Source organism: Armatimonadota bacterium (assembly GCA_016869025.1).
Classification (GTDB): Bacteria; Sysuimicrobiota; Sysuimicrobiia; order Sysuimicrobiales; family Humicultoraceae; genus VGFA01.
The window spans coordinates 70,196-88,734 of record VGFA01000009.1; the positions used below are offsets into that span (position 1 = coordinate 70,196).

16 protein-coding genes and 2 pseudogenes are annotated in these 18,539 nt (G+C 67.9%); 8 read left to right on the forward strand and 10 right to left on the reverse strand.

Annotated elements, in window-relative coordinates; translation table 11 throughout:
• Window positions 1–197: 197 nt before the first annotated feature.
• A complete protein-coding gene (locus tag FJX73_06925) occupies window positions 198–1,841 on the reverse strand; it encodes an aldehyde dehydrogenase family protein (protein MBM3470511.1) in 1,644 nt (547 codons plus the stop codon).
• A gap of 16 nt (window positions 1,842–1,857) precedes the next feature.
• Window positions 1,858–2,520 carry an SdpI family protein gene (locus tag FJX73_06930; GenBank protein MBM3470512.1) on the reverse strand — a complete coding sequence of 221 codons (663 nt, stop codon included), beginning with the start codon at window positions 2,518–2,520 and terminating at the stop codon, window positions 1,858–1,860.
• Here FJX73_06930 and FJX73_06935 point away from each other — a divergent pair.
• The 4 genes from FJX73_06935 to FJX73_06950 are packed head-to-tail and all read left to right on the forward strand — an operon-like array spanning window position 2,468 to window position 7,561.
• Window positions 2,468–3,901 carry an amino acid deaminase/aldolase gene (locus FJX73_06935; GenBank protein MBM3470513.1) on the forward strand — a complete coding sequence of 478 codons (1,434 nt, stop codon included), beginning with the start codon at window positions 2,468–2,470 and terminating at the stop codon, window positions 3,899–3,901. The genes FJX73_06930 and FJX73_06935 overlap by 53 nt on opposite strands.
• A 20-nt stretch (window positions 3,902–3,921) precedes the next feature.
• Window positions 3,922–5,661 (forward strand): hypothetical protein, encoded by a 1,740-nt coding sequence (locus FJX73_06940; protein MBM3470514.1) that lies wholly within the window; start codon window positions 3,922–3,924, stop codon window positions 5,659–5,661.
• Window positions 5,658–7,055: a GMC family oxidoreductase gene (locus FJX73_06945; protein MBM3470515.1), complete on the forward strand. Its 1,398-nt coding sequence runs from the start codon at window positions 5,658–5,660 to the stop codon at window positions 7,053–7,055. The genes FJX73_06940 and FJX73_06945 overlap by 4 nt, the downstream gene beginning before the upstream one ends.
• Complete coding sequence (locus FJX73_06950; GenBank protein MBM3470516.1) at window positions 7,052–7,561, forward strand: hypothetical protein; 510 nt, start codon at window positions 7,052–7,054, stop codon at window positions 7,559–7,561. Before FJX73_06945 ends, FJX73_06950 begins: the two co-directional genes overlap by 4 nt.
• A gap of 31 nt (window positions 7,562–7,592) precedes the next feature.
• On the opposite strand, the gene FJX73_06955 is transcribed toward FJX73_06950, so the two are convergent.
• The 5 genes and pseudogenes from FJX73_06955 to FJX73_06975 form a co-directional block, all read right to left on the reverse strand.
• Window positions 7,593–7,817 carry a hypothetical protein gene (locus FJX73_06955; GenBank protein MBM3470517.1) on the reverse strand — a complete coding sequence of 75 codons (225 nt, stop codon included), beginning with the start codon at window positions 7,815–7,817 and terminating at the stop codon, window positions 7,593–7,595.
• Between the two features lie 37 nt (window positions 7,818–7,854).
• Entirely contained in the window at window positions 7,855–9,459 is a 1,605-nt protein-coding gene (locus FJX73_06960) for a bifunctional metallophosphatase/5'-nucleotidase (GenBank protein ID MBM3470518.1), read from the reverse strand.
• A gap of 172 nt (window positions 9,460–9,631) precedes the next feature.
• Window positions 9,632–9,736: pseudogene (locus FJX73_06965) on the reverse strand (peptidoglycan-binding protein).
• A gap of 115 nt (window positions 9,737–9,851) precedes the next feature.
• Window positions 9,852–10,727 (reverse strand): annotated as a pseudogene (locus FJX73_06970) (hypothetical protein).
• Window positions 10,728–10,744: 17 nt separating this feature from the next.
• Window positions 10,745–11,449, reverse strand: coding sequence for an esterase (locus tag FJX73_06975; GenBank protein MBM3470519.1), 705 nt, complete (start codon window positions 11,447–11,449; stop codon window positions 10,745–10,747).
• Between the two features lie 85 nt (window positions 11,450–11,534).
• Between FJX73_06975 and FJX73_06980 the strand changes: the two genes are divergently transcribed.
• From FJX73_06980 to FJX73_06990, 3 genes are all read left to right on the forward strand, one after another.
• The gene (locus FJX73_06980; protein ID MBM3470520.1) at window positions 11,535–12,512 is read left to right on the forward strand and encodes a MoxR family ATPase; all 978 of its coding nucleotides are present in this window, start codon (window positions 11,535–11,537) and stop codon (window positions 12,510–12,512) included.
• Between the two features lie 44 nt (window positions 12,513–12,556).
• Complete coding sequence (locus FJX73_06985) at window positions 12,557–13,780, forward strand: DUF58 domain-containing protein (protein ID MBM3470521.1); 1,224 nt, start codon at window positions 12,557–12,559, stop codon at window positions 13,778–13,780.
• A 70-nt stretch (window positions 13,781–13,850) separates the two neighbouring features.
• Window positions 13,851–15,335: a DUF4129 domain-containing protein gene (locus tag FJX73_06990; GenBank protein MBM3470522.1), complete on the forward strand. Its 1,485-nt coding sequence runs from the start codon at window positions 13,851–13,853 to the stop codon at window positions 15,333–15,335.
• Here the strand turns inward: FJX73_06990 and FJX73_06995 are convergent.
• The 3 genes from FJX73_06995 to FJX73_07005 are packed head-to-tail and all read right to left on the reverse strand — an operon-like array spanning window position 15,289 to window position 17,858.
• Window positions 15,289–15,696 carry a cupin domain-containing protein gene (locus FJX73_06995; protein ID MBM3470523.1) on the reverse strand — a complete coding sequence of 136 codons (408 nt, stop codon included), beginning with the start codon at window positions 15,694–15,696 and terminating at the stop codon, window positions 15,289–15,291. The genes FJX73_06990 and FJX73_06995 overlap by 47 nt on opposite strands.
• Window positions 15,697–15,717: 21 nt before the next feature.
• Window positions 15,718–17,211, reverse strand: a complete 1,494-nt coding sequence (locus tag FJX73_07000; protein ID MBM3470524.1) for a GAF domain-containing protein — start codon at window positions 17,209–17,211, stop codon at window positions 15,718–15,720.
• Entirely contained in the window at window positions 17,208–17,858 is a 651-nt protein-coding gene (locus tag FJX73_07005; GenBank protein MBM3470525.1) for a response regulator transcription factor, read from the reverse strand. Before FJX73_07005 ends, FJX73_07000 begins: the two co-directional genes overlap by 4 nt.
• Window positions 17,859–17,994: 136 nt before the next feature.
• On the opposite strand from FJX73_07005, the gene FJX73_07010 reads away from it, so the two are divergent.
• Window positions 17,995–18,450, forward strand: coding sequence for a response regulator transcription factor (locus FJX73_07010; GenBank protein ID MBM3470526.1), 456 nt, complete (start codon window positions 17,995–17,997; stop codon window positions 18,448–18,450).
• The last annotated feature ends 89 nt before the right edge of the window (window positions 18,451–18,539 follow it).

Below are 18,539 nucleotides of genomic sequence, written 5' to 3' on the forward strand. Positions count from 1 at the left end.
CAGTCGGCGTCGGCTTGAACGTGAACCGAGTACCGCAGTTGCGGCAGCGCCACTTCTGACTGCCTGTTTCGTCCACACCTTGGTACTCGAGGTGCGTGCTCTTGCACCCCGGACACCTTGATGCGCCTTTCATACCCATGGCCATCCTCCTCTCTCTATGAAATCCTTACGGACCCACGGGCCGAACTCCTGCGTGCCTAGCCGCCCAGGCCCGGCTGGCGCCTGCCGGCCAGGAGCGCGCGGACGACCGGTCCGGCGGCGCCCAGACGCTGGCGCAGCCGTCCGGCGAAGAGCAGCTCGCTTCCCCGGCGGAAGTACTCGTAGGCCGGCCGCGTGTACGGGTACCACCAAACCTTAGACGTCGGAACCCGGTCCACCACGCGCGCGCACGCCTCGGTCACCTCGCACAGGGCGTCGGGTCCGTGCAGCCGGCCCCACCCGCTGGAGCCGCTTCCGCCCCACGGGCAATCCAGCATCGCGTAGGCCGAGGCGTGATCGTTCACCATGGCAAGGCATGCGCGCATCTGGTCTGCCAGCCGCCGCCCGCGCTTCAGGTCCCGCGTCCACACGCTGCCGGTCAACGCGCGGGGCGACGCGTTGGAACGGGTGACCGCCTCCTCCTCATCGGCCACGGCTACCACGGGCAGGACCGGTCCAAAGGTCTCCTCGCGCATTACGAGCATCTCATCGGTCACGTCGGCCAGGACGGTCGGCGGGTACCAGAAGCCCGGCCCCTCGGGGATGCGGCCGCCGGCCAGCAGCCGGGCCCCGCGCTCGACCGCGTCGGTAACGTGGCGGTGCACCCTTTGCCGGGCCGACTCACTGATCAGCGGTCCAAAGGCCCAGTGCGTGGCCGGAGCGTGCAGGCGGCCGGCGTGCTCGACGAACCCGGCCAGTTCGGTCAGGCGGGCGGTGGCCTGCAGCGCCCGATCCACGAAGGCTCCGGCTACATCGCGGGCGACGTAGACCCGTTCCACCGAGCAGCAGAACTGTCCGGTGTTGCTGAAGGCGTTCCACACCGCGCCCTGCGCCGCGTAGGCCACGTCCGCATCCACGCAGACAACCATGGCGTCCTTGCCACCCAACTCGAGCAGCGGGGGCCTCCTGCACGCATCCGCCAGGGCGCGCGCAACCGAAGCCCCGGTGGCTACGCTGCCGATGAACACGATACGATCGGTCTGTGAAGCCACGAGCGCGGCCCCGGTCGCCGGGCCGCCGGGGACCACGTTGAGCAGCCCAGCGGGTAGGCCAGCATCTGCGAAGGCGCGCGCGATCTCCAGGGCAGTCAGGGGGGCATGTTCCGACGGTTTGACGACCACCGCGTTCCCGGCCGCCAGCGCAGGCACGATGGCGCCCATGGCAAGCGAGAAGGGCAGGTTCCACGGCGTAATGGCTCCGATCACACCCAGGGGCTTCCGGTACACGCGGCCGGACTTGCCGAAGAAGTAAGGCCGGAAGCGCGTCCGGATCGCGCGCGGGCGCAGCACCCGCTCTGTCTCCGCCGCGTAGTAGGCCAGGCACTCAAGCCCGGTTGGGATCTCCGCGCCGCCGACAGACTCGCATGGGGGCTTGCCGGTCTCCAGCAGGATGGTGTCCGATATCTCGTCAATGCGATCCACCATCAGGTGCAGGGCGCGCCGCAGCACGCCACGCCGGGTGGACCAGGGGCTCTCCGCCCAGGCCGGTTGCGCGCGGCGTGCTGCGGCCACGGCCTGCCTGACTTCGTTCGGCCCGGCTACCGCGTACCGATAGGCATCCTCGCCTGTGCAGGGGTCCTGACCCTGTGCCCAGGCCCCGCTCTCGGACCACTCGCCGCCGATCCACATCCTGGCCTCGCGCATGGCAGTCCCCTCCCTGTCACGGGATTACCTGCCGGTCCGGGTCGTGCTTCCACCAGATGTACGAGCAGACCGTCAGCACAGACACTCCGCCCACCAGGAGCGCGATCATGGCCCACACCGCGTACTCCGAGCGCAGGAGGCCTGCCAGGATTGACGCCGCGCCGACCAGGATGAACACCTTTCCTCCCAGCCGGTGGGTCTTGTTCCATGACTCCTCGCTGGAGAGCGTCCACGGAGTGCGGATTCCAACGAACCAGGTCGAGCGCAGTTTGCCCATGTAGTTTCCCAGCACGATAAACAGCGCGCCGACCAGCAGGGGCGTGATCCTCTCCACGCGGACCGGGATCCCACGCGCCCAGAGCACGACTACCAGGTACAGGGCGAACAGAAACGCGACCAGTAGCGTCCGGATGAGGTTGTAGACACCGGCAAAGAGCGCGTAGTGCCCGCGCCGTGGATCGAAGCGCGGCAGGACGAGCATCAGGACGTAGATGCCCACGGCGGCAGCCGGGATGGCAAGGAGCCCCTCTGCCTTGCCGCCGAACCGGTCCGGCGTCCCATTGATGTCCCAGTGAACCGGCAGCCGCTCCGGTGCTGCGCCCCAGGTCAGGCCTGCCAGCACCAGCATGGCCGCGATTAGCGCGAGACTCAGCCCCTCGCTTCTCCACGAAACCCGCACGATGGTCGTCCTCCTTTCCCCCTCCTATTCTGCGGCGCGAGGCCCACGGAGAAAAGGGCTGTCGGGTCGGCCCCGGCCAATGCGGCCGCACAGCGGTGCAACACAACGCGCCACCGAGAGGAGAACCGCCGGGAGACGGGAAACTGGTAGCCCGTGGAAACCCGTGCCCACGCCTGACGCCGGTCTCTACCAGAGATACTCCCGGGCAATCCACGGCGAGCGACTGCCGCTGGCGCTGGTGGACATGGACGCGGTGGACCGCAACATAGAGACGCTGGTTATGCCGGTCCACAAGGCCGGTAAGACGCTCCGGCTGGCAACCAAGTCCGTCCGCTGTCCGGCACTGATCCGCTACATCCTGGATCGCGGCCAGGGCACGATCCGCGGCCTGATGGCCTACGCCGTGGAAGAGGCCGCGTTCCTGCTTGAGCAGGGCTTCGATGATCTCCTGGTGGCCTATCCCACGGTCCAGGATTCTGACATGCGGATCCTGGCTGCGATCAACCGCGAACGGCCCAGGGCAGCGGTCGTCGTGGATTGCGTGGAGCACCTGGAGCGGGCCGACCGCGCCGCCCAAGGGGCGCGGAGTACCATCCCGGTCGTGGTAGAGGCGGATCTCTCGTATCGGCCACTGGGAGGGATGCTGCACCTCGGTGTGCGGCGCAGCCCGCTGCGCACTCCGGAGGCGGTCGTTGGAGTGGCGGCGCGCGTGCTGGCCTTTCCCAACCTGTCGTTGAAGGGTGTGATGGGCTACGAGGGCCAGATCGCGGGTGTGGGTGAGGCCAACCCGCACTCGCCCCTGCTCAATCCCGCCAGGCGGCTGATCAAGCGGCTGTCCGTGCCGCGGGTGGCTGAAGCGCGATCGCGCATCGCCGGCCTGCTCGCCGACCGGGGGATACGGATCGAGCTCTTCAACGGGGGCGGTACCGGGAGTCTCTTTTCGACCGTGACAGAGGCCGCCGTGACAGAGGTCACGGTAGGATCGGGCTTCCTGACCGGCCACCTGTTCGACTATTATCCGCGGCTCGATCTGGTTCCGGCGCTCTTCTTCGCCCTGCAAGTTGTGCGCCGGTCCGATCTGCGGATCGTTACCTGCCACGGCGGCGGCTACATCGCCTCGGGCGAGGCCGGCCGCGATCGGCTGCCCCTGCCTGCCCTGCCCGCCGGAATGAAGCTCCTGGCCTTCGAGGGCGCCGGGGAGGTGCAGACCCCTCTGCGCCTCCCGCCGGGTGAGACGCTGGATCCGGGCGACCCCGTCTTCTTCCGGCACGCCAAGGCAGGCGAGCCCGCGGAGCACTTCAACGAGTACCTGTTCGTCCGCGGAGACCGCATCGAGCAGCGGGCCCCCACCTACCGGGGATACGGCCTGTGTCCGTTGTGATTACGTAGGAGGAGGCGACCGTGCGAAGAGAGATTGCACACCTGTTGCTCGTTCCGATCGTCCTGCTCGCGTGGGCGCGCATCGGCGCGCCGCGGCTCACCCTCTACTCCTGGGACGCCGTCGCCAAGTACCGGAGTCCGTACCTGAGCGCCATTGCGCCTGGAGGGGAGGGCGACGCGGTCTCCCGTCGGGTGGTCGTGGTCGTGGTGGACGCCCTGCGCGCCGACGCATCGAGGACCCTGCCTACCCTCAACAGATTGCGCGAGGCAGGAGCAGACCGTACCGCGCGCACCGGTCAACCCTCGCTCTCGTATCCGTCCTGGACGGTTATCGGCACCGGTGCATGGCAAGAGCAGAGTGAGGTCACGACCAACTTCTACAAGGGCGCCATCCCGGTGGACACGATTTTCGAAGCGGCCAGGCGCAAGGGGCTGACCACGGCAATCGTCGGCTCTGGTTCAGGGTGGCCGCAACTCTACGCCCGCGGGGTTGACGTCAACCTGGGGATCGACGGGCCGAGCGACCCGTACTCCGATCTGCAGGGCGTGCGCAGGCAGGACGACCAGATAGAGGCGGCGGCGCTACGCGTCCTGGCCGAGAAGAAGCCGGACCTGTTGCTCGTTCACCTGGCCGAGCCAGATAACGCAGGGCACGCCCGTGGCGCGGCCAGCCGGGAGTACGCGGACGCCATTGCCACGATTGGCGCGCGCATCGGCCGCCTGGTATCCGCGCTCGACCTGCGCAACACCACCATCCTGGTCACCGGTGATCACGGCATGCTGGACCGCGGCGGGCACGGCGGCTGGGAGAGCGAGGTGCTCACCGTGCCGCTTCTGGCCGCTGGAGCCGGCGTCCGGCCGGGCCGGTACGCGGAAGCGACCCAGGCGGACGTGGCCCCCACCGTGGCCGTGCTCCTGGGGACGAGCATCCCGGCGCACAACCAGGGCCGGCCGTTGTTCGACATGCTCGACCTGCCAGAGGGCCTGCGCGCCCGACGCGCCCTGGATGCCGCGGCGCAGTTGCGCGACCGCTACGCCCAGTACGCGCAGGTGATCGGCGCGGCCCCGTTCGTCCACCGAAACCTGGACCAGGCAAGAGAGGCCCTCGCCGCAGGCCAGGACGAGGGTGCATACAGGGCCGCGATGTCGGACATTGAGGCCACCTGGAAGCAGGCCTCCTCAGCCAAAGCCGCGCGCCTGACACATGAACGGCTGGTGCGGTTGCCCATTGCGCTGCTTGTGATGCTACCGTTCGCTGCCTACATGGCCTTCGTGGTCAGAAACCGTTGGGACTGGCGCGCGCCACTTGCCGGCACGATTGCATACACGCTGATCTATCAGGGCCTGTATTTCGGCCGCGGCTACAAATGGTCGTTGAGCGCCTTCAACACCGAGGAGCAGATAATGAGGTTCTTCACTGAGCGCACCGTAGATGCGATGATCGCGCTGCTCATTGCTGCTATCCTCGTAGGCGCGCTGAGTCGCCGCGTGAGACCCCTGGCGGCCGCGGTCAACGCGGTCACCATGGCGTTCATGGTTGCCTGGTGGCTGGTGTTCCAGATCGGGATCTTCTACTTCCTCTACGACGTCGGCTTCGCCTGGTACCTGCCCGATTTGGCCATTGGCTTCAAGTACTATCTCGACGTGCTGCAGACCGGCGCGTTCTGGCCGCTTACCCCTGCCCCGCTGCTCATCGTCCTGCCGTTTGCCGCGATCGGCGCCCGCTGGGTGGCGGCCCGCGTTCCGGCGTTCCGCGCATGAGCGGCCAGTTTGACTGCATCATCGTCGGCTCCGGGACCTCCGGGGGTGTCATTGCATACTACCTGACCGCCGGGGGCATGCGTTGTCTGCTTCTGGAAGCTGGCGATGTCTACACCGCCGATACCTTTCCCGACAACGACATGGACGGCTCTGCACGGCTGTTCTGGGGGGGCGGGCTCGAGCTGAGCACCACGGCGGAGATGGCGTTTCTGCGGGCCCGCTGCCTGGGAGGCACCTCGGTCGTCAACCAGTGCCTGCTCGACCGTTTTGACGAGTACGCGTGGTCGGCCTGGAAGGAGGCATCCGGGGTCGGGTTCCTGTCCGGGGAGGAGATGGCCCCGCACTACGCGGAGGTCGAGGGCCGCCTCAGCATCAGGGAGGTCCCCGCGTCCCACCACAACCGCAACTCCCGCCTGTTCGTGGACGGCTGCGAGAAGCGAGGATACCGGTGGGCACCGCTGCGCCGCGGAGAGACCGACTGCGCGATAGAAGAGGGGAACGACTGCATCGCCTGCCTGAATGGATGCCGGCGCGGCTCCAAGCAGAGCACCCTGGTTACGTTCATACGCTGGGCGCAGGCGCTGGGGCTTACGGTGCGGCCAGGGTTTCAGGTCGAGCGCCTGGAGCCAGGCAGCGATGGTGTGCGGATGTACGGCACCCACCACGGCCAAGCCCAGGAGATCCGCGCCCCCAGGGTTGTCCTCGCATCCGGCGCGCTGGGCAACGCGCGTCTGCTGCTGCGCTCTGGATTCGAGAAGCGCCTGCCGCATCTGGGCAGGGGATTCTACTGCCACCCCCAGTTGATGACCTTTGCCGAGTTCGACGAGCCGGTGGACGCCTACAAGGGTGCCTTCCAGGCCTGCAAGTCCGACGACCCGCGGTTCAGGAAGGCGGGGTTCAAGCTGGAGAACGTATTCGCCCCGCCGACCTCGGTGGCCATGCTCTATCCGGGATACGGCGCACGCCTGCAGGCGTTCATGCTTCGATACCGGCACCTGGCTTCGGTAGAGGTGGCCGTGCAGGACACGGTTCCGGGCAGGATCAGCGTGGATGCCAGGGGGCGGCTCCGGATAGCAAAGCGCCTGGAGGGCGAAGACGTCCGTCGCGGAAAGGCAGGGCTGCTCGCGGTCAGGGAGATCCTCGAGAGCGCAGGCGCCCGGACCATCCTGCACTGCCCTATGAGCTTCGGGCTGCACCTGATGGGAGGGCTGGCGATCGGCCAGGACGCGCAGCGGTCTGCGGTCGGTGGAGGATTCAGCCTGCACGGCTTTCCCTACATCTACGCCGCCGACTCGAGCATCTTCCCGGCCGCGCCAGGGATCAACCCTGCGCTGACGATCATGGCGCTTGGCCAAAGGGCGAGCCAGGAGATCCTCAAAGGGGTGATCGAATGACCTCCGATCCTGCGCGCACACCGCCTGCGGAGGCGCCCTCCGGGACCCCAACGCCGATCCTGACGCCGCGGGAGGTACGGGCCCTGGAGAGGGTTGGGGACATCGTGGCCCCTGCCTGCGGGCCGCTGCCGGCATTCTCGGCCACGGGGTGCGTCCGCTACGCGGACGACCTGCTCCGCTACATGCCCCCGGAGGACGTCGCCGATATCCGGCTGCTGCTGCGGATCCTCTCCATCAAGCCGACGTCCGGCATCCGGTTCATCCTGGCCCTGGCACGGGCCGGCCGGCGCCTGCCAGGGTCTCTGGGCGCGACCCTTCGGATGATCGAGATAGGGCTCAAGGGACTGGTCATGTCGCTCTACTACTCGGGCAAGGCAGCCCCGGGCGATGCCGCCGCAGGCAACGCCAGGAGGGCAACCGCGGATGTGGCGGACTTGATCGGGTACAGGCCGCGGGTGGTTCCTGTGAGCGGCTTGAACCCGCCGTCACCGCCGCCCTCAGGGTAGGCAAGACCGATCTACTGCGCCGGGGCAAATGCTACCGGCGGGCCTCTACGCGTAGCCGCTGCCCGGCGTAGAGTGCGCCGCCCAGGTCCACCTCGGCACCGACGGTCTCATCCACGACCACGTGCGTGCCGGCCTCGACCTGCCTTACCAGACGGCGACCGCCCGCGGCGCTGACCAGGGCGTCCTTCACGTGAGCGCCCTGCCACAAGACCACAGGAGCGTCGTTGACCAGGACCGTCAGCCGCTGTGGCCGCACGCCCCACTCCGCCGTCGCCGGTTGAGCACCCTGCGACCTACCGCCTGACCTCGATCCGTATCCGGCCCTCAGACGCGGGATAGTTGACCACGCCCCGCAGCGTCTTCTCGATAAACGCCGCCAGCTCCAGGACATCGGTGCCGGATGAAGTATCAACAGGCGGGCCGAAGGCAGGGAAGGCATACCCTCCTCCGCCGGTGCCCATGTAGTCGTTGACTGCCACCCGATACCTCCGGGATGGATCCAGCGGTCGGCCTGCCACGGATATCTCGGCGTCGAGCAGCCGGCGCTCCGCGTCCACCAGGTACCGGATGGTCATCCCCGACACCTGGAGATCCACCTGGTTGCGCCGCGAGTACGAGGCGCGCACGCTCTCGCGCAGTTGCTCGCCCGTGATCTCGAAGAGCAGGAGGTAGTTGGCGAAGGGCATCACGGCATACAGACTGCGCAGTGTTATCGGCCCGGATGGGATCGAGGCGCGGATGCCGCCGCTGTTGGTCATGCCGATGTCGGCGCGGTCGAAGGCGGCCCGGGTCGCGTCGGCGATCAGGTTCCCCATGCCGACATCACGGGTGGTACGGTCGTCGCGGACGAGCGGGGCCAGAGCGTGACCCACTCTCCGGTCGAGCTCCGCGGCCAGATGCGCGTTCCATCTCTCCACGATTGCGCGCACGGCCGCGTCTTCCCCCCGCAGTGATCTCGTCTCCAACAGCCCGGCTGCCACGCTGCTACGCCGCACTGCCAGATCACGGACCAGATCGGCCCGTCCCAGGAACAGGCCGTTGGCGCCGGCCTGCACAATCGGCACCCCGTTCTCGACCGCCGGGACGCGCAGCACTGTGTGGGAGTGCCCGCCAATGATGAGGTCGAGGTCGCCGGCGGCCCGGGCGACCTCGCGGTCCACGTCCACGCCTAGATGCGTGAGGGCCACCACCAGGTCTGCCTGCTGCCGCAGTTGCGCGGCCATGACGCGCGCTACGGCCACCGGATCGAGGAACTCAAGGCCGACGACGTTCTGTCGGCGCGTGGACGGCGGGGTCTCGGTGACGCCGAAGAGAGCGACGCGCTGCCCCAGGTCGGTTGCCAGTATCGCGTAGGGGTCGAAGGGCGCTATGGGAGTTGCTGTCCGGTTGACGACCCGGATGTTGGCGCCCAGCCAGGGGAAGGCCGATGCGCTTCTTCGCGACTGGGTCTCGGCAGGCCCGTGATCTAACTCGTGGTTGCCCGTGGTCAGCGCGGTGACGCCCATCGCGTTGAGCGCCTCGATTACCGACCTGCCTGCGGTCAGGTCGGCCACCGGGTTGCCCGAGAAGATGTCCCCTGCGATAACGAAGTAGGTGTTCGGGTTGTGCGCGCGAACCCGATTCACCTCCGCGGCCTGCGCGGCCAGGCCATCCAGGGCGCCGTGGATATCGTTCATGTGGAAGAATGTCGCGCGGATGAACCGGGGGATCTCGATGCCGATGGTGGCCGAGGCGCCGGGCGGAGCCCGCGCCGCGATGCGGATTCGATTCGGTCCCCAGCGGACCAGGCCGCTAAGGTCAAGGGCCGCTCCAGGCCTGTCCTCCAACGGCAGCTCATGGCCGTTGACCGCGATCGCGACACCGGTCAATCCCTGGTTGACAAACGAGAGCTTCGCCACCTCCGCGCGGATGAAGACAACTTCCTCGATCGTGCCGGCACGCAGGGCCTCGGGGCTCACGGTACGACCGTAGATGGGGAAGGTCTCGAGCGCGCGTGTCCAGGGATGGACAGAACCCGCCGGCGCCGCGGCCGTGGCTGTGGTGCCGGGAGTTGCGAGGCCGGTGGCATGCAGCGACGGCGCCGCCAGAAGGGCCAGCGCCGCCAGGAGCGCCACCGCCGTGCGCCGCGCCAGCGCCGCCAGGAGCGCCACCGCCGTGCGCCGCGCCAGCCCCGCCGGGAGTGGCGGCGCCGTGCGCCGCGGCGGCCGCATCACTCCTCGATTCCGGCCTCGCGGAGGAACCGATCCCATCGCAACCGCCCCGGCGGCCTCTCCGCCCCCCGCGCGTAGGCAATCGCCAGATCGGCCATCTTCTCGACAACCCACTCAAAGTAGATGTCCCGGATGCGGGAGCGCTCGAAGTCCGGAGCGGGGTTCACGAAGTCTATCGCATAGGGCACGTTGTCCCGTATCGCGAACTCGACGGTATTCATGTCCAGGCCCAGGACCTCGCAGATCAGGCGCGCGTCGCGCACCACCCGTGCGCCCAGTTCCGGGGTGAGGTGCTGGTGGTCCACTATGTACCGCTCTGTCCAGTAGAGGCGCGGATCCCACCGGATGGGCATGATCTCGCGCCGGCCAATGCAGATGCACCGGACATAGTGGTCAAACTCAACGTACTCCTGCAGGATCATCGTCTGGAGGCCGCTCTGATCGTAGCAGCGCCACAGTTCCTCGAGGGAGTGCACCTTGAAGACCTGTTTGAACCCTCCGGCGGTGTTGGGCTTCAGCACCGCCGGAAAGCCCACGTACTCGACGATCTGCTCCCAGGGGATCGGGTATTGTAGATTTCGCAGCGACTCCGGCGCCACATCCTGGGCGTAGGACTTGTTGGGCAGCACCACGGTCCGCGGCACCGCGATCCCCAGGCGCGCCAGCAGCGCGGCCCCGAAGAACTTCTCAGAGGCCGACCACCAGAAGGGGTTGTTTATGATCGCAGTGCCGGCCAGCGCCGCGTACTTGAGGTAGGTGCGGTAGTAGGGGGCCTCGTGAGAGATCCGGTCAATGACGACCGCGTACTGCCGTGGATCGTCCAGGCGCGTTCCGCCCAGGCAGCACAACTCCGCGGTCACCCCGTCGGCGCCGCGCCGGTTGATGTGCTCGATCAGCGCGGCAGGGAAAGACTCCTCGTGACCGACCAGCAAACCGATCTTGCGCGTCTGGTTCATGCGCGGGGCTCCTGCTGCTACAGGTAGTGCGGGATCGCCTCCCGCCAGAGCGGCCAGTCGTGCGTGCGTTCCCACCATGTGGCCATTTGGTGTTCCACGCCCTTCTGGCTGAGCGTTTCGGAAAGGGCGCGGGTGGAAGCCAGAGCGATGTCGTGCTCTCCGGAGAGCAGCACTATCTGCATGCGCCGCATCGGGCGCAGGTAGGTCTCGTCGGTCAGGTTCGGGAGGAAGTCCAGCGGGCAGTTGTAGTAGACGTCATCGTCAATGTATCCGTCGAGGAACCCCTTGATGTCGTACCGGCCGGACAGCGCAACCAGCTTCGTGACCAGGGAGGGGTGGCGAAACGCCAGGTTGACGGCGTGGTAGGCGCCGAACGAGGTGCCGGTGACCAGCAACGGTCCGGGGTTGCGCTTGCGGATGAACGGCAGGTATTCGCCCAGGATGTACCGCTCGTAGTCCATGTGCCGGAGTATCCTCTGGCGCGGCGGTACCGCCCGGTTGTACCACGACTCCGCGTCCACGCTGTCCGGACAGAAGAGCTGGATCAGGCCGGCATCCATCTTTGACTCCAGCGCCGCTACCATTCCGAAGTCCTCGTACTGGTAGAACCGACCCATTGTGGTAGGGAAGACCAGTACCGGCGCACCGGAATGGCCGAAGACCAGCGTCTCCATAGTCCGGCCCAGGGTTGGGCTGATCCAGTGGTGATACTCGCGGTTCATCGTCGCCTCCGGTCTGCTGTTCGACGTCCGCCGCCCAAATCATCCTGCAGGAGGGGCCACCCCCTGCCGTGCCGAAGGCCGCCCCATGGACGTGCTTGACGCTGTGGGGATCGCCTCGGTCGCGACGCTGGCGCGCCGCGTACGCGCCAACATCGAGCGGGTGATCGTCGGTAAGCCCGACGTCATCGAGCAGGCCCTGGTCGCGGTGCTCTGCGAGGGGCACGTCCTCATCGAGGACGTCCCGGGCATCGGCAAGACCATGCTGGCCAAGGCCCTGGCCCGCTCGCTGGGATGCTCGTTCCGGCGCGTCCAGTGCACCCCAGACCTGCTGCCTTCGGATATCACCGGCCTGGAGTTCTTCAACCAGAGGACGGCGGCCTTCGAGTTCCGGCCGGGCCCGATCTTCGCCCAGATCGTGCTGGCCGACGAGATCAACCGAGCTACTCCTCGAACCCAGTCGGCGCTGCTGGAGAGCATGGAGGAGCGTCAGGTCACGGTCGAGGGGCAGACGCGGGCGCTGCCACGGCCGTTCATGGTGCTGGCCACCCAGAATCCGGTGGAACTCCAGGGCACGTTCCCGCTTCCCGAGGCGCAGCTCGACAGGTTCTTGCTGCGCCTGGCACTGGGCTACCCGTCGGCAGAGGACGAGCAGGAGATCCTGCGGCGATACAGCACCGGCGGGCCACTGGAAGATCTTGAGCCGGTGACGGCTCCCGACGCCGTGCTGGCAATGGCGGAGGCGGTCCGCGGCGTGCACGTCAGCCCGGCGGTGGAGGCCTACATCGTCGCCATCGCCAGGGCGACGCGGGTGCATCCCGAGGTCGAGCTGGGAATGAGCCCGCGCGGCAGCCAGGGGCTCCATCATACCTCGCAGGCACTGGCGGCGATCCGGGGCCGGGAGTTCGTGCTGCCCGACGACGTGAAGGCCATGGCGCCGCTGGTTCTGGCACACCGGTTGATACTTGGCAGCGGCGCGCGATTGCGTGACCGGACCGCGCGTGAGATCACAAACGAGGTGCTGCGAAGCGTGCCGGCGCCGGTGGAGCGCGACGCACGGCCGTAGCGGCAGGGCGGTAGCGGCACGGCGCCCGCCGCGGACAGGCAGAGATGTTCTCGCAGGGATGGCTGATCGTAGGGAGCCTGCTGCTCATCCTGGGCTTGGCCGCGCACAGCGGAGGGCCGTTCCTGGTAGGTCTGGTCGTCCTGCTGGGCGCCGGGACTTCCTACCTGTCGCACCGGTACTGTCTCCACAGCGTGGCGTTCCGCCGATCGTTCGTACCTAGAAGAGCATTCCACGGCGAAGAGATCACCCTTACGCTGGAGGTCACCAACCGCAAGCCGCTCCCACTCGCCTGGCTCGAGGTCACGGACGAACTGCCGGAAGAGGTCGTGCCCAGGCGCGGCCGCATCATCCCCAGCCTACGCCAGCGCCGCCAGCACCTGGTGCACCTGTTCTCGCTGCGGTGGTACGAGCGCGTGCGCCGGCGCGTCACGATCATGTGCATGGCCCGCGGGTACTTCCCGCTGGGACCGGCGCGGCTGCGCTCGGGCGATCTGTTCGGGCTCACCTCGCAGGGCCGCACCCTGGAGGGGGCCGACCACCTGATCGTCTATCCCAAGATAGTACCGCTGGAGGCTTTGGGGATTCCCGCGCTTCATCCGATCGGCGACCACCGCGCGCCGCGCCCGCTGCTTGAGGACCCGACCCGCACCATCGGGGTGCGGGGCTACCAGACTACCGATCCCGTGCGCCGCGTCCACTGGAAGGCCACCGCCCGCATCGGGCGCCTGCAGACGCGGCAGTACGAGTCCACCACAACCCATAGGTTGGTGATCCTCCTCAACATGGACACCCTGGGCGAGTACGCCGAGTACCGGGGCTTCATCCGCCCGCTGCTGGAGCTCAACATCATGGTCGCGGCGTCGCTCGCGGCCTGGGCCGAGGAGCAGGGGATCCCAGTTGGGCTGCACGCAAACGGATACCTGCCCGATCGGCTACGGCGCGTGCGGCTGGCGCCGGCGCTAGGCGCGGTGCACCTTACGGCGATCCTGGAAGCGCTGGCCAAGGTGTTTTCCACGCCCGTTATGCCGCTGGGCGACCTGATGGCGCTCGAGGCAGGGGCACTCCCGTGGGGCACGACCGCGATCATCGTTACCGCCGTTGTGGATCCACCGCTGCTGGCAGGCATCGCCCGGCTCCAGGAGGCGGGTCACAGCCCGGTTTTGGTGCTCATCGGCGATCGGGCGGCCGATCCGCGACTCGGCATTCCCACGCATCGCGTGAGAGGGGAGGCGGGCTGGCGTGCGATGGACGAGATCCGGCTCGTCTGAGGGCTTCCCAGCTCCTGGCGTGCGCGGGGAACATGATGCGCCCCGCCGTCGCGACGGGTTTTGGGAGGGCGTGGGCCTGCTGCTGCCCGTCGCGCGCGCGGTCATGGAATTCTGCTGGCTCTACCCGTGGCTCGTCCTGGTCGGTGGAGGCTTCTACGGCGCGACCGGCCCCATACTGTCAGCGGGGTGGGCTTTCCTGCTGCTGGTGGGCGCGGAGGTGGCCGTACGGCAGATACTGGAGCGCCCCGGATTCCCGTGGCATGCAGGGGCCGGCGATTCGCTACGGCATGCGCGTATCCTGCTGGTCGGCATCGGAGTCGTTCTGGGGTTGGCCGCCGTACACGGGCAGTACTATGCCCACCTTCCGGTGTGGCATCCCACCTGGGTGGCAACCCTGCTCCAGGCCGCACACGACGTCCTGCCGGAAGTTTCCAAACCGGTGGCCGCCGCGCTCGCCGCCGCGTGCCTCTGGTGGCGCGGGCTCGTGCTGGGCGCGCGTCATGTTGGGGCCATGGAGATCGAGGAGGCGTACAAGACCGGCGTAGGAATGGTCGTCGTCTATCTTGCGGCCGCCGTGGTCTATGCCGACGCGCGCGGATTCGCGGCCGCCGGGCCCGAGATGCCGCCGACGATGCTGGCGTTCTTCTTCCTGGGGCTCTCGGCGTTGGCGCTGGCGCGATTGGCCGCGATCTGGGAGCAGAGCCGGCCGGCCGAGCGCAGCCAGATTCCCACGAGGGCCTGGGTGTTGCTGATTACTGGTGTCGTTGGCCTGATAGTGCTGGCCGCAGGCATGATGGCCGGGATGGCCACGGCCGATGTTTTCAAGTACGTCGGGGTGGTGCTCCGGCCGCTGATACCCGTGGTAGAGGCGCTGTTCGTGGTCCTGTTCGTGGTGGCGGGCCTTGTCGTGAGGGTGCTCATCGCGATCCTCTCGCGCCTGCCGCGCCGCGAGATGCCTGATATCGGCCCGGCCCCCACGGTCTTCGACGACCTGCTCCGCCGCCTGCGCGAGTTCGAGATGCACCCTCAGGTGGTCTCTGGCGCGCGGTGGGGCATGGTGCTGGTCGTGATCGCGATCCTGGTCGCCGGCATGGCCCTGGCCGTCGTGCTACGGCGGCGGCGCGAGCGCAGACCCGACGAGGACGATCACGAGTCGGTATGGTCGGTGCGTGAAATGCTGCGCGGGCTGGCCGGCTGGCTGCCGCGGCTCGGGCGCCGGCAGGAAGATGGCGACGGGTCGGCCGTTCCGGCCGTTGGTGCGATCCGGCGGATCTATCGAGAGCTGCTCGGCCTCGGCGCAGATCTGGGAGCGCCGCGCCATGCCTGGGCGACGCCGCGCGAGCACGAGCCGCGGCTGCGCGGGGTGCTACCCGAATCCGCCGCCGAGGTGGAGCTGCTCACCGCGGCGTATGAGCGGGTGCGGTACGGTGCGTGGCGTTCGGCCGCGGTGGAAGTGCGCGCGGCCGTGGAGGCCCTGGAACGCGCCAAGGCGGCTGCTACGGCGCTTTCTACGGGGCCTGCGGGTTCGGCTTCTTCTGAGGAACGCAGCAGATGAACTTGAGCGGCTCCGCGCCGGTATTCTTGATCTGATGCCGCTCGTGGGGCGGAACCCACATCACCATGCCGGGTTCCAGCGTCCACTCGCCCTGCTCGCCTACCATCACGCCGCGTCCGTCGAGTAGGTACATCTCCTGCTCGTACCAGTGGTCGTGCAGCGGCGTCTCCGCGCCGGGCGCGACCTCGAAGACGCGCATGGCGAAGTTCTCTGCACCGCGCTTCTTGTCAATGACCCACCGGATCTTGACCCCGGGTAGGCTCTCGGGCTCTTCGGCCGGGACGTCCTCGGGTCGAAAGATCTCCATGGCTGCGTCACCTCTTCCGCATACTACCACCGCGGACGCTATACAGCCACGCATACGATAATCGGCAGACGGGGTCTATGAGGGGCCCCCGAGAGGGATGCGGACGCGGATGCGCGTTCCATCCCCCGGAGCGCTGGAGATCTCCAGGGAACCGCCCAGTTGCTCGGCTCGCTCGCGCATTGACCGCAGGCCGAGGTGTCCGGGGAATGTCCCTTCCGAGTCGAATCCCTGGCCATTGTCGGTCAACTCCACCCAGAACCCCCCGTTGTCGCGGCTGAGCCGGAGATCCACCCGGGTGGCCTTCGCGTGCTTGACGATGTTGTGGAGCCCTTCCTGGGCGATCCTGTAGATCGCTTCCTTGACTTCGAGGGGAGCGTCGGGCTCCTCGGGCAAGTCGGCACGGGCATCGAGTCCATGCCGGGCACGAATGGCCTCCACCTGTCTGTTCAGAATCGCCACCAGCCCTTCTGCCTCGAGCGCCTCGGGGCGCAACTCGAAGATCAGCGCGCGCATCTCTGCCAGGCCGGCCTCGGCGAGCGACAGCACGTAGCCGACCGGCTCAGTCGCCCTGGCCGGATCGCGCTCCAGCCATGTCTGGGCCGTGCGGGCACCCAGGGCGATTCCATAGAGCGCCTGAGACACAGAGTCGTGCAGTTCACGGGCCAGCCGTTGCCGCTCCTCCAGCGCGGCCTTGTCGCGGGCCTCTACGAACAGGCGGGCATTCTCGGCGGCGACCGCTGCCTGGTCCGCGATGGCGGTCAGGAAGTCCACCTCCGATTGTCCGGGGATCCGGCCGCTGGGATAGAACATGCTCAGCGCTCCTATCACGCGCCCCCAGTACCGCAGCGGCACGGAGACGATGGCATCCCATGCCGCCCCGCGCGCGGCGTCGTGAACAGGGGCGTAGCGCGGGTCGGCCAGCATCTCGTTGCGGGCGTTGAGCCGCACCACCGGCTGCTTCTCCTGCACCGCTTGCTGGCCCGGCGGAGGAGCCCCGGCACGAACCGCGGCGCGCATTCCGGCGATGTGCTGGGGCGAGAGCCCGTAGGCTCCCGTCACGCGAACTCCCTGGAGATCCTCGTCCATGAGGACAACGCCGCAGGCCATGCCACCGGTTGCCTGTACAACCGTGCGTGCGAGCGCGTCCAGCGTGGCCTCCAGGGATCCGGCCAGCGCCATGCTGGAGACGATCTGCGCCATGGCCTCCGCCTTCCGGGCCAGGCGTTGAGTTTCGGTCTCGTCGCGCAGGAAGACGGCCGCCAACCCCTGCCCGTCGAGGGACATGGGACACACGGTGCATTCGATCTGGTACTCCTCGCCGTCCGTGCGCAATACCGGTGCGATCAGACGGCGCGCCTGCCCCACGAACGCTGCCGCGATGGCCTCCTGGATATCGGAGCGGACGGGCGTGGGGAAGAGCATCAGCACGTCGCGGCCCAACATGTGCGCGGGGCCGCAACCGATCGTCTGGCAGACCGCCGGGTTGGCGTAGAGGCACCGGCGCGCAGCGTCAGCAACAACGATTCCGTCCATGGCCGCGCCGAATAGCGCGGCCAGGCGATCGGTCACGTCTCCCCACCCAGATGATCCAGGGAAACCAGCCCGATCCGGACGGCGAAGAGCGCCGCCTGCGTGCGGCTCTGCACTCCGAGCTTCGCTAGGATGTTGCTCACGTGCGTCTTCACGGTCTTCTCCCCGATGCGCAGGGCCCGGGCGATCTGCTTGTTCGCCTGTCCCTGGGCCATCAACCGCAGCACATCTGTCTCCCGCTCGGTGAGCGCCTCAGGGCTCTGGGGTGCCCGTACCTCGCGCATCAGCCGCGCGGCCGCCTCCGGGGAGAGCTGAACCCTACCTTCAGCGGCCGCCTTGATGGCCCGGATCAACTCATCGGCCTCGGTATTCTTCAGCATGTATCCGATCGCGCCGGCCCGCACCGCGGCCACGACGCTGGCGTCCTCGAGGACGCTGGTGAGAGCCATGACCTCGACGTCGGGCAGTTCTTTGCGGATCGCTTCCGTGGCAGCGATTCCATCCATGACCGGCATGAGGAGGTCCATCAGCACGACGTCCGGCCGTAACTCTCTGGCCAGCCGGACTGCCTCAGCACCGTCCGTGGCTTCTCCCACCACTTGAAGATCGGAGTCGAGCCCCAGGAACATCCGAAGGCCCTGTCTGACAACGCTGTGGTCATCGGCAATCAGGATTCGGATCGGCATCGCGGGCCCCTCCTGTCCAAAGCCGCCCTCACGCATCGTCCACCGGGCGGACGCGTACCTCCGCTCAAGGTACCACAGGAGCCCACTCTCGGAGTCTGACGCGCGGGCACCGGGAGTGTGCGTCAATGATGTAGCCATGATACGACTTCTCGTAGTGGATGACCAGCAAGGGGTCCGGCAAGGGCTGCGGATGCGGCTTGCGCTGGAGCCGGATATCGCCGTTGTCGGCGAGGCCGCAGACGGACCGTCCGCGCTGAACGTGGCCGCCGACCTGGCGCCCGATGCGGTGGTCATGGACGTCGGCATGCCCGGCATGGATGGCATCGAGGCGGCGGCCTCTCTACGGGAGGCAGCGCCCGGCACCCGGGTTGTGATGCTGACGGTTCACGACGACCCCAATACCCGCCGGCGCGCCCAGGATGCCGGGGCAGCGGCCTTCGTCGTCAAGCAGAAGTGCGGTGGGGACCTGATTGCAGCGATCCGCCGGGTGGCTGGGGGCCAGCCGCGCGATGACAGTGAGGGTCCTGGCAGCCTTCCGGCCGACCAAGGCGATCGGAACGTGTCAACACCTCTGAGACAAGTTCCTTTGTGAATTAGGCTCCCGGTCGCCACACCTCCTTCGTGGTCGTTTGGATCTGCGGTCGGTTGATCCAGGCCGCCGTGGGAAGCGGCCACGGCCTG